Source organism: Aliiroseovarius sp. YM-037, assembly GCF_048060095.1.
In the GTDB taxonomy this organism is placed as follows: Bacteria; Pseudomonadota; Alphaproteobacteria; order Rhodobacterales; family Rhodobacteraceae; genus JBLUOA01.
Genome location: NZ_JBLUOA010000001.1, coordinates 2,079,121 through 2,092,993, shown reverse-complemented (window position 1 = coordinate 2,092,993; position 13,873 = coordinate 2,079,121). Strand labels below are relative to the sequence as shown.

Genomic DNA, 13,873 nt, shown 5'->3' with positions numbered 1-13,873 from the left:
AGGAACCGACGCGGCTTCCGCCAACCAAAACAGCATTGGGGCGCATCGGATGTGGTTGTAAGCGAACTGGGCGGTTCTATCGTGGCGGATTAATCGACCATAAGCACCGGGTCCATCGTAGTCTTGCAGCCAACCTTGCCAATGCTCTTTCTGCGACGAATACCAAGCGGCACCATAACCGACCCCGACAGCTAACTCGTGCTCCAACATCTTATGTTTTGGCGTGCCCTCATCTAGCTGGTCGATCTGTCGAAGAAGCTGGCAGGGTGTCATGTTCTTTGCTGTCGGGGTGTTGTTCATACGCGGAGCATAGAGGGTAGGTGAATGCAGGAAAGGCTAAATTAGGTCAGATAGGGTCACGAGCGAGGACCGATTGTTGGCGCGGTAAATTTTGCTTTCTCCCCGGATTTCTACTGCGCGAAGACCGCTCGCGCGGTCGTAGCGTGTATTCTAACCAATAGTAACTGTGTGTATTCTTACTGTTTGTATTCTTACTCCTGTATTCAGTCTTCGTTTAATGGACTTCTTGGAGCCGTTTATTGGATTTCTCAGGTTCATATATTGAACGCCTAGGAATGCGCTCAAGGCACTCCTAGGCTATTGGCTGGTTACTCGAAATTGCACCAGTTCGTATGTAGCCAGATGCGGGTCCGGTCCCGATGGCTTTTTCTGCTGATAGCACCCGCCGCTTCTAATGACCGCAAGGAATTATAGTATGCCGTCCTTCCAACTCCAACGCCAGCATACTCCCGGTCGCCGTAGAGCACGTTATCGCCGCATGCAACGAAGTCGCCGCGACCCCAACCTGCGCTCCGATCAACGATGTAGGAAAGAACAACGAACTCGGTTGGGGTCAAGTAACGCCGCCAGTGTCGTGAAAGCGTCTGGTATATCATCAGCTTTTCAATGGCAGTGAGCATCCGGTTTCCTCGAAGTTTCTCTTCCAGCCGGGGCGCGTTTCGAGGTGAGACTTGGGAGACATTCGCTAAATAGTCGCTCATATCCGCACCTCCGTATCAATATTCCAAGCGATCTGAGACATGAGCACATAGCGCCCATGCGTGCCCGGAAAACTGCCATCGTTAGGCTCGCGATAAGTTGCAATCTCGACGCCACGTTTGCGGAGTTTGTAGACATATGCCGCCAGCCTTATTCCGGGAGCATATTGCAACGCGGTGCAACCCGTGCTTCCCGCTGCATCGAGTTCCAGCAACATCCACAGTTCCCGACCGCTAATCGAAATAATAATGGGTTTTTCGTTGTTTGTGACGACACAGGTCTTTCTTGCCCACTTGTGGGATGGTTTTCTCATAACCGGTTCCTCTTGATTGAAGGAGCGCGTCGGACGGGCTATGCTCTGACTGCAATACTGAGTGTAAGTGAGCCCTGTCCGCTACGGCGTTCGGGGGTTTCTTAAGCGCTGCGCTGAGCTTCGAGCCGTTGCAGTGCTTCGTTCACTTCGCTTTCCTTAAAGCGAGATAAGTTCCCAATTTTGATTGGTTTGGGGAGAGTGCCGTCTTCAATCCGGCGGTAGATTGAGCTTTTGCCCAATCCAAGTTTCGCGGCAAGGTCGCGAAATGTGAGGTATTGTTCGTGCATCATTGGTCTCCAACTTGTTTCGTATGGAGTCAACGTGATCGATGGGGTTTCACACCTCATTAGAAAAGTTTAAGCGCGATTTTTCGAATGCTCAGGTGAATGGCTGTAGACTAGAACGCGACTGCAATATCGCATCAGTCGCTCGCAGCAGATCGCCTTCAAGTTTGGCGCGCTTTGTCCAAATTTCGGTGGCCGTATCCAGTGTCATGCGGACAGAGTTGGCTTCACCCGAGCTTAGGTATCGAAATGCGGCTACGACAACTTCTGCTCCAGACGTGACTTGAGAAGCACTCGACCCCTCACGAGTTTCTTTCGACTTCGTGGGTTGAATACCTAGTTGGTCTGAAAGAGCCTTCATTGCGGTCAATACTGCAACATCGCGTCGCCACCGTTTTATCGACGTTACGCCGGATTTGTTGCCTCTAGATTTGCGCGGTTCAGGGAAGCTGCCCTGTAAGACAAGGGATGAGAAATGAGCAAGTGGTTCGGGTAGTACTTCACCCCGACCGATAGCAGCTCCGCAGAGCATTTTCACCAGATGATATGCCTCTTCATCTTTGCTCGCCGCGTTCAGTAGCGCAGTCGCGCTTGCCTCGGGTGCCCTTAGGGCGGCTTTGCCCGATTTCTGATTGGCAGGCTCAACGGTGACGCCAAGTTCAATGCAAAGCATGTATGCCGTTGGTCCAAGCCATGACAATTCCTCGTTCCATAGTTGGAATGGCCCAATCATTTCTATTGCTAATGCTACCGGACGAGAAAGTCGCTTTCTTGTATCAATCTGCATTGGCCCTACGCTCCAACTTTAGAACTCTCGCATTCTGCCCAGTCACATGCGCTGCCCAGCGTTCCATCAAGACGCTTCTTTGCTCCAGAAAATCTGTCCGGCGATAAGAACGCTCCACCTTGCCACCCGTGACATGAGCCAGCGCCGTCTCAGCGACGTCTCGGGACACGTCAGTGGCTTCAGCGCACCATGTTCGAAAACTGGACCTGAATCCATGTGGGCGGGCTTCCAGACCGCACGTCTTCATATACTTGGACATAGTGGCATCAGAGATAACGCCTTTGCGAACGCCGGGAAAAAGAAAGCCGTCCCGAGCGAGCAATTTCGCGGCTTCGACAACTCGTTTCGCCTCGGCTGACAGTGGAACGCGGTATTCCTTGCCAGTCTTCATCCGGTAACTGGGAATGATCCACGTATCGCCTTCGATTTCACTGAGGTTCATGTGCCGAGCTTCAGTGGATCGGACAGCGGTCAGGATTACCAGCCTCAAACAAAGTTGCGTGACGGTTCCGTCGGATAGGCTTTCATAGAAGGTCGGGACGTCGCCCCACGGCATGGCCGGAACGTGCTCGGGTTTGTGGCGCGATTTTCCTAGCAACGCGCGAGCCTTTTCCGTCGCTTGAATATCGACATTGAGGCCCATCGCGGCTCCGTGTTTGATGACAATTCCGAGGCGGTTCATTGCCTTCTTGGCAGTTTCAGCTTTCGTGTGCCATATCGGAGCCAGCGTGTTCTTGATATCCAACTGGTCGATGTCTTCGACAGGCATTTTGCCGAGCTTGGGTAGGACGTGCAGCTCTAGCGGCGAAAACCAACGGCTCGATTTACCGTCGTTCTTTAATTCAGCTTTCCGTGCTTCGAACGCCGCTTCGGCAACAGATTGGAGTGTATTATCGGCCTTCATATCCTCTCGACGGAGCCGTTCGCGTTCTTTGATCGGGTCTTTGCCTTGTCTAGCCACAGCACGCCATCTGGCAGCGCTTGTGCGGGCCTCTCTTAAATCGACGTTTTGAAGCGCTCCTAACCCCATCTCGCGACGTCGCCCGTGAACTACGACACGCAGAAACCACTGCGAACCGCCGTCTGCTCGTTTGTGCAACCAGAGACCATTTCCATCCGAGTATTTCCCCGGAGGTGCCGTTTTCACCTTAATCGCAGTAAGCTTGTGAAGCGCCGCCACCTGTCCACCTTTCTATCCACCCCCAAATACGGGATAGTATGGTGCAAGCTGAAGTGCAACGATACATTTATCGTAATGCAATCAAGCATTTATGTCGTGAAGCGGAATGCCCTGAAACCTCATGAAATAAGACTCCAAAGCCGTGTGGGGGCACCATTAACTTACTGTTTTGAAATAATAAAATGCTCTGTCGCGGTCGACTATTGCCCAGCCGATACGCCAGCCGTCCTCACACTCATTATAGCAGATCAAAGCTCCGTTTCGGCCCCGGCTTCCCGGTCTTGCCCAATAAGGCCGTCAATTTCTACCACCACACCTTTTGGGAGTGCCCCAAAATCCAAGGCACCGGCGATGCCCTCAATCTGCTCCACCGTCCGCGCGCCGGGGATGGGGATGTTCTTGCCGTTCTTCGCCCACAGCCAGCCAATCGCGCCCTGCACCAGGCTGCGACCGTCGACGGTCAGCAACTCTCGCACGGCGTCGAGTTTCTTCAGGAAATAGGGATTCGCTTGCGTGTCCTTGAAATATTCGATCACCAGATTGGAACTCGCCCGGATGTCGCCAGCCTGCATCGTCGCGCCAGTCCCGTATTTCCCGGTAAGCAAGCCCATCGCCAACGGCGACCGGATAAGGGCGTGAAGTTGGTTTTTATCGACCACGTCTTGAATTTGCGGAACATCCACAAAGACGTTCATCGCATGTTCGACAGCTGCAAAACCCGGCCTTGATGCGACCGCTTTGACGCTTGCTGAAAAATCAGTGCTCCACCCATAGGCGCGGATTTTTCCGGCGTTGCGTGCTTTTTCCATCTCGTCGAAAACCGCTTCTGCTTCGGACACGGCAAGCTTGTTGTCATGCAGTAACATCAGATCGACGCAATCTCGCCCCAGCCGGTCAAGGCACTGATCAATCGCGGGGATGATGCGCTTCGGATCAGTGTCGCCAAAGGTCAGTTGCTTGGAGTCTTCATCAATGGCGATGCCAATCTTTGTGACGATCACGGCGTCTGGCCGGTCTGTCAGGGCGTGTGCCAACAGGCGTTCGGAATGACCGGCCCCATAGGCGGCGGCCGTGTCGAAAAGGGTGATGCCCCGATCCAATGCGGCGTGGATTGTGCGGATCGACTCGTCGTCGTTGGCCTTCGTGTAGCCCAGTGACTCTTCGCCCGAATACATCGCGCCACCTATCGGCCAGCACCCCATTCCAAGCGGTTGAATATCTGTGTCGAGAAATTTCATCGTCATGCTCCATCTTGTGACAGGCACGAAGTAAACAGCTTGGCGGTTCCATTGGAATGAAACGTAATGTAATGATCATTTCATGAATGAAACGAAATTCGATTGGGATGATTTACGTCTGTTCCTTGCTGTGGCCCGCGCAGGCGGTCTTGCCTCCGCGACCGCATCGACCGGAAAAAGCGCGCCGACATTGGGGCGGCGGATGCTTGCGTTGGAGCGTCGTCTGGGTCGCGAATTGTTTCGGCGGTTGCCAAGGGGGTATGAGTTAACCGACGACGGACACAGCCTGTTGTCGAAGGCCACCGCGCTTGAACAGGACGTGCAGCCGATCATCGCGTCTGGTTCGTCGCAGGCTGTGCCACTCGTCAAAGTTTCAGCCGGGCTTTGGGTTACGCATCGGCTTTGCACAAAGGTGGCGGAGATCATTGGCCCGGACCCGGTTCGGTTAAGGTTTATCGCTGATGACGAAGTGGCCGATATTGGACGGCGGGAAGCGTTGATCGGCATAAGAAATCGGCGACCCACGGGGGCAGGGCTGGCGGGCCGGAGGGTGGCGCGGGTTCACTTCGCCACCTACGCCCGCAACGAAAGAGTCGAAACATACGTGCAGGTCGTCGGATCGACCCCCTCCGCCAAATGGGTGCGATCGGTTGCTGATGGCAAGAATACGATTGAGGTTACAAATTCCCGAAACGCGCTGGATCTAGCTTTGACGGGGGCCGCGCGAGCGGTGCTGCCGACGTTTATTGGGGATCGATTCAGCGAGTTGAAGCAAATCTCACCCATTGTGGAGGAGTTGGAGCACGATCAATGGCTGGTGACACATCACGAAGACAGGTTCCTGCCGGAAGTGCGTCGGGTCATCGATAGAATCTACACGATCCTGAGGGCGCAAACGCAAGGCAGCTAACTTTTCTAAGCAACCCTTGGCCGTATAACGGGAAACAGAAAGCGGGAGCCTTACCGGATACCTTTTTGGGTATCAGCAAGGCTCCCGTTTGGATTGATGCGAGTTGGTCATCATAGGTAGAGGAACCAACGCCGCTGTTTGGGATCGACCCGTTTCGGTGGATAACCAAGCTCAGTCAAAGCGATAGCGTCCAAACCTCGCGTGATTTCCTGATGCTTTCGGCGGGCTTTCTGGCGGCGGTATGCGTTGACCATTGTGTTTTCGATGCTGTTGTACATTGGGTTTCCTTTCATGGTGGGATGTTCGCTGGCGCGGACCTTCTGGAGAGCCGCACCGAGCAGTGTCGGGGGTTATTTCTTGATGACGATTTCAAGGTAATCGCCGGGGACTTTGACTGTTCCGTCGGTGGCGACGTTCATGCGGTCGACCAGCGCGATGATGTCATGCTCAAGCGCATCGCGCCCCTCGGTATCCAGCGCCAAGAACGCTTTGTGCACCGGACCGTAAAGCGTGCGGAACAGATCCACGAAATGCTGCGCATCACGGTAGCGGAAGTTGAACTGGCGCATCCGGCAATCGATGGATGTCGCCGGAGCAAAGGTTTCTTCCAGCCAGCTGATGTCGCCCCAAAGCGCGGGTGATTTGACGCCGGGCGGGGGTGAGACGTGGCCGCCGAGTGTCTTGAACAACTGTCCGATGAACCCGGACGGCGTCCAGTTTGCCATCCCGATGGAACCGCCGGATTTACACACGCGCAGCAATTCCGCCGCTGCCTGTTTCTGGTTCGGCGCGAACATAACGCCGAATGTCGATACGACACTGTCGAACGCCCCGTTTTCGTAGGGCAGTGCTTCGGCATCGGCGGTTTCGAACGCGATGTTCAGGTTTTCGGCCTGCGCACGGACACGCCCCTTTTTCAACAGCGTCGGCACGTAGTCGGTAGACGTCACCTTGTGCCAACGGCGTGCCATGGCCAAAGTTGCGTTCCCGTTGCCCGCGGCAACGTCAAGCACCGTCGCGCCGGGTGCAAGATCAAGGGCTTCTGCCAGATTTTCGCCAACGATCTGAAGTGTTGTTCCGACGACCGCATAATCGCCAGAGGCCCACGCAGCGTTCTGCTTGGATTTGATGGCGACGAAGTCAGGTTGAATATCAGTTTGAAGTGTCATGGTGTTTCCTTTCAGTGCGCATCGCGCTTAGCTTCCGGCGTGATTGCCGATGGGCTACTCATCGCAGGCCACCGCAAACGCTGCTTGAGCGGATCAAGGGGAAATCGGGGGGAGTTTGAGGGGATATGCCTAAGCTACCCTAAAATACCCCGCCATTTGTCAAATAACCCTGTTTCGTGCATCCTGCGCGGCGGAGGGTGTGGTGGGCGCGACATTGGACTTCGGCCATTTTTCGATCGACACGGATGCGTTTGCGCTGCGCGTGAACGGCGCCCCGGTCGCGGTTGAGCCGTTGGTCCTGGACCTCATCATCGAATTGACCCGCCAGCCCGGCACTTTGCGCACGCGCGATGATCTGATCGAAACGGTCTGGAAGGGACGTATCGTTTCAGACACAACCATTTCGACCGCGATCAAATCCGCACGAAAAGCACTGGGCGACACGGATACCGACAAACGAATAATCCGCACCGTGCGCGGCCGCGGCTTTCAGTTTGTTGGTGACGCGACTGGCGGGCAGGGGAATACGGAAACCCCGATGGCCACGAACCCAGAGCTACCGATTTTGCGCATCGACGTCGCAACACTGGATGACTCTGTCTCGCCCGCTTTGTCCCAAGCGCTTACCGCGCGACTGCGTGCGGTCTTCAACCGAATTCCGTTTTTGAACATCGTCGCGCCGATCAGCAACGGGGGCGGGTCTTCCGCACCTGCATCAACTCATCTGATCGAAATCGCACTCTCATCAATAGACGAAGTTATCTACGCCGATGTGAGCCTATCGGATACCAAGAGCGGACTTCAAAAATGGGCGCGTCACTTTTCAGTGCCATCGCAAGACGTGATCGGAAACCTGCTGGCTGAAATCGGTTCGAAGGCAGAGCCGCAAATCCTGATGGAAGTGTCGGCGTATCTGGCGGCGCGGGATAACGACGAACCTAGGGCGCTGATCCTGAAGGCAATGCAGGTCATTGCCGGGCGCGGTTGGAATCCGAAAACCATCACCGTTGCGTCGGACCTGCTGGAGCGGTCGATTGCTAAAGACAATACGATCCCGATCGCCCACGCGATCCTGTCGCTGTTGAATGCCATTGGCTATCGCGTGGGGATGCTGCGCCATGACGACAGTGCCGTGAAGCGGGCAATTGAAAGCGCGGAAATTGCGCTGTCGCTGGAAAGCCAGAGCTCGGCCGTCTTGGGCCTTGCGGGGTGCGCCTTGTGCGATGTCGGGCAGCTTGCCCGCGGAGAGCCGATTATCAATCGCGCCCTCGATCTGGACCCGATGAACGGGCACGCCCATGCGGCAAAAGGCGCGGCGTTGATGATGAAGGGGGATTTCGCGGGCGCCGTGTTGCCGTTGCGAAAAGGCATCGAAATCAGCCCGGCAGACAGTCGGCTTGCGGTTTGGGGTGCAGTGCTTGCGGCGGCAGAGCTGAGAATCGGACAGATCGAAGACGCGCGGCGAAGTGCAGAACAGGCCATGTCACGCGATGACGTCAATTACCTTCCGCGACTCGCGGCGGTCGCGGTCCATCTGGTTGCGGACGATAAGCGGGCGTTCAAAGCAGCGCTAAAAGAACTACTGCGCGTTCATCCTGATATTACTTCAAACGAGGTGCTGTTCTTTGTCGGACAAGATGCGAAAGATGCGATTTGGCCGATTATTGAAGCTAAGCGCGAATAACCGGAACGCCCCGCCAAACCCCTACAAAATCCCCGGCAGGTTCAACCCGTTTTCGCGCGCGCAATCCTTTGCGATGTCGTATCCCGCGTCGGCATGGCGCATCACTCCGGTCGCGGGGTCGTTCCACAACACGCGCTCTATCCGGCGGTCGGCATCCTCGGACCCGTCGCAGCAGATCACCATGCCTGAATGTTGGCTGAACCCCATGCCGACTCCGCCGCCATGATGGAGCGATACCCACGTCGCGCCCGAGGCGGTATTTAGCAGCGCGTTCAGCAACGGCCAGTCGCTGACCGCGTCAGAGCCGTCCTTCATCGCCTCGGTCTCTCGGTTGGGCGAGGCGACGGAGCCGCTGTCGAGGTGATCGCGCCCAATGACGATGGGGGCGGACAATTCACCATTGCGGACCATTTCATTGAACGCTAGCCCTAGCTTGTGGCGCACGCCAAGGCCGACCCAACAGATGCGCGCGGGCAGGCCTTGGAACGAAATCCGCTCCCGCGCCATGCCGAGCCATGTGTGAAGGTGTTCGTCGTCAACAAGCTCCTTCACCTTCGCGTCGGTCTTGTAGATGTCCTCCGGGTCGCCCGACAACGCGCACCAGCGGAAGGGGCCGACGCCGCGGCAGAATAGCGGGCGGATATAGGCGGGGACGAAGCCGGGGAAAGCAAAGGCGTTGTCCAACCCTTCTTCTAGTGCCATCTGGCGGATGTTGTTGCCGTAATCGACGGTGGGAACGCCCGCCATGTGGAAATCGACCATCGCCTTGACCTGCACACGCATCGACGCCCGCGCGGCTTTTTCGACGGCCTTGGGATCACTTTCACGCTTCTGCCGCCATTCGCCCATCGTCCAGCCTTGCGGCAGGTAGCCGTTGACCGGATCGTGGGCGCTGGTCTGGTCGGTCACAACATCTGGCCGCACGCCACGCTTGACCAGTTCGGGGAAAACGTCGGCGGCGTTACCAAGCAGCGCGACAGATTTCGCGTCTCCGGCCTTTGTCCAACGCTCAATCATCTCAAGCGCTTCGTCGAGGCTTTCGGTTTTTTCGTCGACGTATTTGGTGCGCAGGCGGAAATCGATGGAGTCTGGGTTACATTCGACCGCCAGACAGCACGCCCCGGCCATCACAGCGGCAAGCGGTTGTGCGCCGCCCATACCGCCAAGGCCGCCCGTCAGAATCCATCGCCCGGACAGATCGCCGTCATAGTGTTGACGGCCAGCTTCAACAAAGGTTTCGTAGGTGCCCTGCACGATGCCTTGCGACCCGATGTAAATCCATGACCCGGCGGTCATCTGGCCATACATCGCAAGACCTTTCTTATCCAACTCGTTGAAGTGATCCCAATTGGCCCAATGCGGCACGAGGTTGGAATTCGCGATCAACACGCGCGGCGCGTCCTTGTGGGTCTGGAACACACCGACGGGTTTGCCGGATTGAACCAGAAGCGTCTGATCCTCCTCCAGCTCCTTCAAACTGGCAACGATCGTGTCAAAGTCATTCCACGTCCGCGCCGCGCGCCCGATGCCGCCATAGACCACCAGTTCGTGCGGGTTTTCCGCCACGTCAGGGTGTAGGTTGTTCATCAACATCCGCATCGGTGCTTCGGTCAGCCAGCTTTTGGCGGTGATTTCGGTTCCGGTAGCGGGAAAGACATCGCGGGTGTTCTTGCGGGGATCGCTCATGTCGTGCCTCCAAGGGTCGGGGCCAGGTTGGCCAAGGTGGTGAGGATGGTTTTCAAATGCGGGCGCAAGGCCGCGGCGCGGTCCGTGTCGTAGGTCCACGGCGCGGCTTCGGCGGCCAGATAGGTCGATTGCGCAAGCTCCATCTGTATCGCGTGAATGCCGGTTTCGGGTTGGCCGTAACGCCGGGTCGTCCAGCCGCCCTTGAAACGGCCATTTGTGGTTGCGGAGTATCCGTCGGCACTCCGGCAAATCCGCTCCACTGCCATCTGGATACGGCTGTCACAAGTCGCGCCCATATTCGTTCCGATGTTGAAGTCGGGCAGGGTGCCGTCGAACAGATAGGGGATGCGGCTGCGGATGGAGTGGCAATCGTACAGGATCGCCACCCCGTGGAGCGCGTAAACCCGGTCAAGCTCTGCCCGCAACGCCGCGTGATAGGGTGCGTGGAAGGCCACCCGCCGCGCCTCAATCTGGTCGGTGTCGGGCGGGGTGTTCCAAATCTCCTGCCCGTCGAAATCGGTCAGCGGCACCAGCCCGGTCGTGTTCTGGCCGGGGTAAAGGCTCTGCCCGCTCGGGTCGCGGTTCGCATCGATGACGTAGCGGTGGAAGATCGCCCGCACGGTCGTCGTGCCGGCCAGCAAGCCATCGTAAAGTTGGTGGATATGCCAATCTGTGTCTTCCAACCCCTTACCGCGCGCATTCAGGTTTGCGGCAATCTCCGGCGGAACATCGGTGCCGGTGTGGGGCAGGCCCAGCACAATCGGGCTGTCGCCGCGCGTGACCTCAACGGGTATCATGCGGAGAGGTCCGGTATAGCGGTGCCGGTGCTTTCCACGACCGCGCCTGAGCGGATGAGGAGCGCCGCCTGCTCCAGATCAGGGGCGAGGTAGCGATCCTCGGCCAACGTCGGAACGGTTTGCCGGAGAACCGCGATCACCTTCGCTAGCGCATCGCTCGTCGTCAAAGGCGCGCGAAACTCGACCCCCTGCGCGGCGCAGAGGAGTTCGACCCCCAAAATACGTTCGAGGTTTTCAACCATCCGACCCAAACGAACCGCGCCGTGGGCGGACATGCTCACGTGGTCCTCCTGATTGGCGCTGGTCGGGGTGCTGTCCGTCACACAGGGATTGGCGAGGTGCTTGTTCTCGCTCATCAGCGCGGCGGTGGTAACTTCGGCAATCATGTAGCCTGAATTCAGGCCGGGGTCCGGCGTCAGGAATGGCGGCAGGTCAAAGCTAAGCGTTGGGTCCACCATCAGCGCCACCCGACGTTGCGCAATCGCGCCGATTTCTGACAGAGCCAGCGCGATCATATCCGCAGCAAAACCAACGGGTTCAGCGTGGAAGTTCCCACCGGACACGATCATATCGGCACCCGCCAGAACCAGCGGATTGTCGGTGGCGGCGTTCGCCTCAACCTCCAAAGTCCGGGCGGCCATACGCAATATGTCCATCGCCGCGCCTGTGACCTGTGGCTGGCAGCGGATGCAGTAAGGGTCCTGGACGCGGGAATCGCCTTCGCGGTGGCTTTCGCGGATTTCCGAGCCACTCAGCAATTTGCGCATCGTGGCGGCGGCGTCGATCTGGCCCGCATGACCGCGCAGGGTGTGGATTTCGGGCTGTAGCGGCGCGGTGGAGCCCATGATCGCGTCGGTCGACAGCGCCGACGTGACCAGCGCGCTTTGCATCCCGCGCCACGCGCCGAACAGCCCGGCCAGCGCAAAGGCGGTGCTGAATTGCGTGCCGTTGATGAGCGCTAGCCCTTCTTTCGCACCAAGCACGACGGGGGCCAGCCCCGCACGTTTCAACGCCTCGGCACCGGGGAGCGTTTCGCCCTCAACCTCTGCCTCTCCATGCCCCATCAGAACGGCGGCCATATGTGCAAGCGGGGCAAGGTCGCCCGACGCCCCGACGGACCCCTGCACGGGGATCACCGGGGTGACGCCCTTGGCCAGCATCGCTTCGATCAGGTCCACGATCTCAAGCCGCACGCCCGACGCCCCGCGCCCGAGGCTGAGCAGCTTAAGCGCCATCATCAGCCGAGCATGTCCGCGCGGGATTGGATCGCCAACGCCGCAGCAATGAGAAAGGATCAGGTTGCGCTGTAGGTCGGCCGTATCCTCCGCCGCAATCTTGACGCTGGCGAGCTTGCCGAAGCCCGTATTGACGCCGTAAACTGCCGCGTCCCCATTCGCAGCGGCTGCAATCCGCGCCTCTGCGTCCTGCATGGCCGGGCGGCAGGACGGGTCGAGCCGAATGGCGGCTTCGTTGCGAAAGACAACCTCAAGATCGGCCAGGGTGACGGCGCCGGGGGTGAGTGTGAGGGTTTTCATTGCGTCGCCCCTACAATCCGCGTGTGAAGCGGGTTGAACCCGATGCGGTAGGACAGTTCGGCCGGGTGTTCGACATCCCAAACCGCCAGTTCGGCGCGTTGGCCTTCGGTGATCGTGCCGACATCCGTCAAACCAAGCGCACGGGCGGCGTTGACCGTTACGCCGCGCAACGCCTCCTCCGGCGTCATGCGAAACAGGGTGCAGCCCATGTTCATCGTCAGCAGCAGAGAGGTCAGCGGCGACGATCCCGGGTTGCAATCCGTCGCAAGCGCCATCGGCACGTCATGGTTGCGGAAGGCGTCAACCGGCGGTGCCTGCGTTTCGCGCAAGGTGTAGAACGCGCCGGGCAGGATGACGGCGACGGTGCCCGCATCCGCCATCGCTTCGGCTCCGTCTTCGTCGAGGTATTCGACATGATCCGCAGATAGCGCACCGTAACTTGCGGCCAATTTCGCCCCGCCGAGGTTGGAGAGTTGTTCGGCATGTAGCTTCATCGGTAGCCCCAGTTCCTTCGCCACATCGAAAACTCGCGCGATCTGGTCGGGTGAAAACGCGATGCCTTCGCAGAAACCGTCCACCGCGTCGACCAGCCCTTCGGCATGGGCAGCGCGCAGGGCGGGGATGCAGACCTCATCAATGTAGGCGTCATCGCGGCCCTTGTATTCCGGCGGCGTGGCGTGGGCGCCGAGGAACGATGTGCGCACCCGAACCGGGCGCTTGGCGGCAACGGCCCGTGCGACGCGCAGCATCCGCAGTTCGGTGTCAACGTCGAGGCCATAGCCCGACTTGATCTCCAGCGTCGTGACGCCTTCGCCGATCAACACATCGGCGCGGGTCAGTGCATTGGCCAAAAGGTCATCATCAGTCGCATTCCGGGTGGCGGTCACGGTCGACACGATGCCCCCGCCAGCGCGGGCGACCTCTTGGTAAGATGCTCCGTTCAGGCGCATCTCGAACTCAACGGCGCGGTCACCGCCATGGACGATATGCGTGTGGCAGTCGGTCAGGCCGGGGGTGATCAGACGACCGTCCAGTGAAACCTGATCAAAGCCGTTAAAACGGCCGGGCAGATCGGACTGCGGCCCGACCCAAACAATGTGCCCATCCCGCAAGGCAATCGCGGCGTCCTCAATCAAGCCGTAGGGCGCGTCGCCCCCCGCCATCGTCGCCGCCTGAAGATCGATAAGCACTTGTCCGGAGTTCGCCATGATCGGTCAACCTTCTGCAAGAATCGTCTTTTCTGGTATAAATTATCATGTAATATGTCTATACATAAAATCCTTTAGCATGG

General features: G+C 58.1%; 14 protein-coding genes. 2 read left to right on the top strand and 12 right to left on the bottom strand.

Going from position 1 to position 13,873, the window contains the following annotated elements:
- Positions 1–608: 608 nt before the first annotated feature.
- From ACEWPJ_RS10290 to ACEWPJ_RS10265, 6 genes are all read right to left on the bottom strand, one after another.
- Positions 609–1,001: a hypothetical protein gene (locus ACEWPJ_RS10290; protein WP_416512916.1), complete on the bottom strand. Its 393-nt coding sequence runs from the start codon at positions 999–1,001 to the stop codon at positions 609–611.
- Positions 998–1,312, bottom strand: coding sequence for a winged helix domain-containing protein (locus ACEWPJ_RS10285; RefSeq protein ID WP_416512915.1), 315 nt, complete (start codon positions 1,310–1,312; stop codon positions 998–1,000). The genes ACEWPJ_RS10290 and ACEWPJ_RS10285 overlap by 4 nt, the downstream gene beginning before the upstream one ends.
- 101 nt (positions 1,313–1,413) lie before the next feature.
- Positions 1,414–1,602 (bottom strand): helix-turn-helix transcriptional regulator, encoded by a 189-nt coding sequence (locus ACEWPJ_RS10280; RefSeq protein WP_416512914.1) that lies wholly within the window; start codon positions 1,600–1,602, stop codon positions 1,414–1,416.
- Between the two features lie 88 nt (positions 1,603–1,690).
- Complete coding sequence (locus ACEWPJ_RS10275) at positions 1,691–2,383, bottom strand: hypothetical protein (RefSeq protein WP_416512913.1); 693 nt, start codon at positions 2,381–2,383, stop codon at positions 1,691–1,693.
- On the bottom strand, positions 2,373–3,563 hold the full coding sequence (locus tag ACEWPJ_RS10270) for a tyrosine-type recombinase/integrase (RefSeq protein WP_416512912.1): 1,191 nt from the start codon (positions 3,561–3,563) through the stop codon (positions 2,373–2,375). Before ACEWPJ_RS10270 ends, ACEWPJ_RS10275 begins: the two co-directional genes overlap by 11 nt.
- A 248-nt stretch (positions 3,564–3,811) precedes the next feature.
- On the bottom strand, positions 3,812–4,801 hold the full coding sequence (locus tag ACEWPJ_RS10265) for an aldo/keto reductase (protein WP_416512911.1): 990 nt from the start codon (positions 4,799–4,801) through the stop codon (positions 3,812–3,814).
- A gap of 82 nt (positions 4,802–4,883) precedes the next feature.
- Here ACEWPJ_RS10265 and ACEWPJ_RS10260 point away from each other — a divergent pair, with 82 nt between their 5' ends.
- On the top strand, positions 4,884–5,711 hold the full coding sequence (locus ACEWPJ_RS10260; protein WP_416512910.1) for a LysR family transcriptional regulator: 828 nt from the start codon (positions 4,884–4,886) through the stop codon (positions 5,709–5,711).
- Positions 5,712–5,821: 110 nt separating this feature from the next.
- Here the strand turns inward: ACEWPJ_RS10260 and ACEWPJ_RS10255 are convergent, their stop codons facing one another.
- Complete coding sequence (locus ACEWPJ_RS10255; RefSeq protein WP_416512909.1) at positions 5,822–5,989, bottom strand: hypothetical protein; 168 nt, start codon at positions 5,987–5,989, stop codon at positions 5,822–5,824.
- 72 nt (positions 5,990–6,061) lie between these two features.
- Positions 6,062–6,880 carry a class I SAM-dependent methyltransferase gene (locus ACEWPJ_RS10250; RefSeq protein ID WP_416512908.1) on the bottom strand — a complete coding sequence of 273 codons (819 nt, stop codon included), beginning with the start codon at positions 6,878–6,880 and terminating at the stop codon, positions 6,062–6,064.
- Between the two features lie 202 nt (positions 6,881–7,082).
- Between ACEWPJ_RS10250 and ACEWPJ_RS10245 the strand changes: the two genes are divergently transcribed.
- The gene (locus ACEWPJ_RS10245; RefSeq protein ID WP_416512907.1) at positions 7,083–8,564 is read left to right on the top strand and encodes a winged helix-turn-helix domain-containing protein; all 1,482 of its coding nucleotides are present in this window, start codon (positions 7,083–7,085) and stop codon (positions 8,562–8,564) included.
- A 21-nt stretch (positions 8,565–8,585) separates the two neighbouring features.
- On the opposite strand, the gene hutU is transcribed toward ACEWPJ_RS10245, so the two are convergent.
- Genes hutU through hutI form a run of 4 tightly spaced genes read right to left on the bottom strand, consistent with a single transcriptional unit; the run spans position 8,586 to position 13,790 of the window.
- Positions 8,586–10,250 carry a urocanate hydratase gene (hutU, locus tag ACEWPJ_RS10240; RefSeq protein ID WP_416512906.1) on the bottom strand — a complete coding sequence of 555 codons (1,665 nt, stop codon included), beginning with the start codon at positions 10,248–10,250 and terminating at the stop codon, positions 8,586–8,588.
- Positions 10,247–11,047 (bottom strand): N-formylglutamate deformylase, encoded by an 801-nt coding sequence (gene hutG, locus ACEWPJ_RS10235; RefSeq protein WP_416512905.1) that lies wholly within the window; start codon positions 11,045–11,047, stop codon positions 10,247–10,249. Before hutG ends, hutU begins: the two co-directional genes overlap by 4 nt.
- Complete coding sequence (hutH, locus tag ACEWPJ_RS10230; RefSeq protein WP_416512904.1) at positions 11,044–12,582, bottom strand: histidine ammonia-lyase; 1,539 nt, start codon at positions 12,580–12,582, stop codon at positions 11,044–11,046. Before hutH ends, hutG begins: the two co-directional genes overlap by 4 nt.
- On the bottom strand, positions 12,579–13,790 hold the full coding sequence (gene hutI / locus ACEWPJ_RS10225) for an imidazolonepropionase (protein WP_416512903.1): 1,212 nt from the start codon (positions 13,788–13,790) through the stop codon (positions 12,579–12,581). Before hutI ends, hutH begins: the two co-directional genes overlap by 4 nt.
- Positions 13,791–13,873: the final 83 nt, after the last annotated feature.

What these genes read in the sequence shown, in the direction of transcription:
- ACEWPJ_RS10265 (WP_416512911.1), bottom strand. Translation starts at nt 4,801, where the DNA reads ATGAAATTTCTCGACACAGATATTCAACCGCTTGGAATGGGGTGCTGG.
- hutG (WP_416512905.1), bottom strand. Translation starts at nt 11,047, where the DNA reads ATGATACCCGTTGAGGTCACGCGCGGCGACAGCCCGATTGTGCTGGGC.
- ACEWPJ_RS10280 (WP_416512914.1), bottom strand. Translation starts at nt 1,602, where the DNA reads ATGATGCACGAACAATACCTCACATTTCGCGACCTTGCCGCGAAACTT.
- hutI (WP_416512903.1), bottom strand. Translation starts at nt 13,790, where the DNA reads ATGGCGAACTCCGGACAAGTGCTTATCGATCTTCAGGCGGCGACGATG.
- hutH (WP_416512904.1), bottom strand. Translation starts at nt 12,582, where the DNA reads ATGAAAACCCTCACACTCACCCCCGGCGCCGTCACCCTGGCCGATCTT.
- ACEWPJ_RS10275 (WP_416512913.1), bottom strand. Translation starts at nt 2,383, where the DNA reads ATGCAGATTGATACAAGAAAGCGACTTTCTCGTCCGGTAGCATTAGCA.
- ACEWPJ_RS10255 (WP_416512909.1), bottom strand. Translation starts at nt 5,989, where the DNA reads ATGTACAACAGCATCGAAAACACAATGGTCAACGCATACCGCCGCCAG.
- hutU (WP_416512906.1), bottom strand. Translation starts at nt 10,250, where the DNA reads ATGAGCGATCCCCGCAAGAACACCCGCGATGTCTTTCCCGCTACCGGA.
- ACEWPJ_RS10260 (WP_416512910.1), top strand. Translation starts at nt 4,884, where the DNA reads ATGAATGAAACGAAATTCGATTGGGATGATTTACGTCTGTTCCTTGCT.
- ACEWPJ_RS10285 (WP_416512915.1), bottom strand. Translation starts at nt 1,312, where the DNA reads ATGAGAAAACCATCCCACAAGTGGGCAAGAAAGACCTGTGTCGTCACA.
- ACEWPJ_RS10250 (WP_416512908.1), bottom strand. Translation starts at nt 6,880, where the DNA reads ATGACACTTCAAACTGATATTCAACCTGACTTCGTCGCCATCAAATCC.
- ACEWPJ_RS10290 (WP_416512916.1), bottom strand. Translation starts at nt 1,001, where the DNA reads ATGAGCGACTATTTAGCGAATGTCTCCCAAGTCTCACCTCGAAACGCG.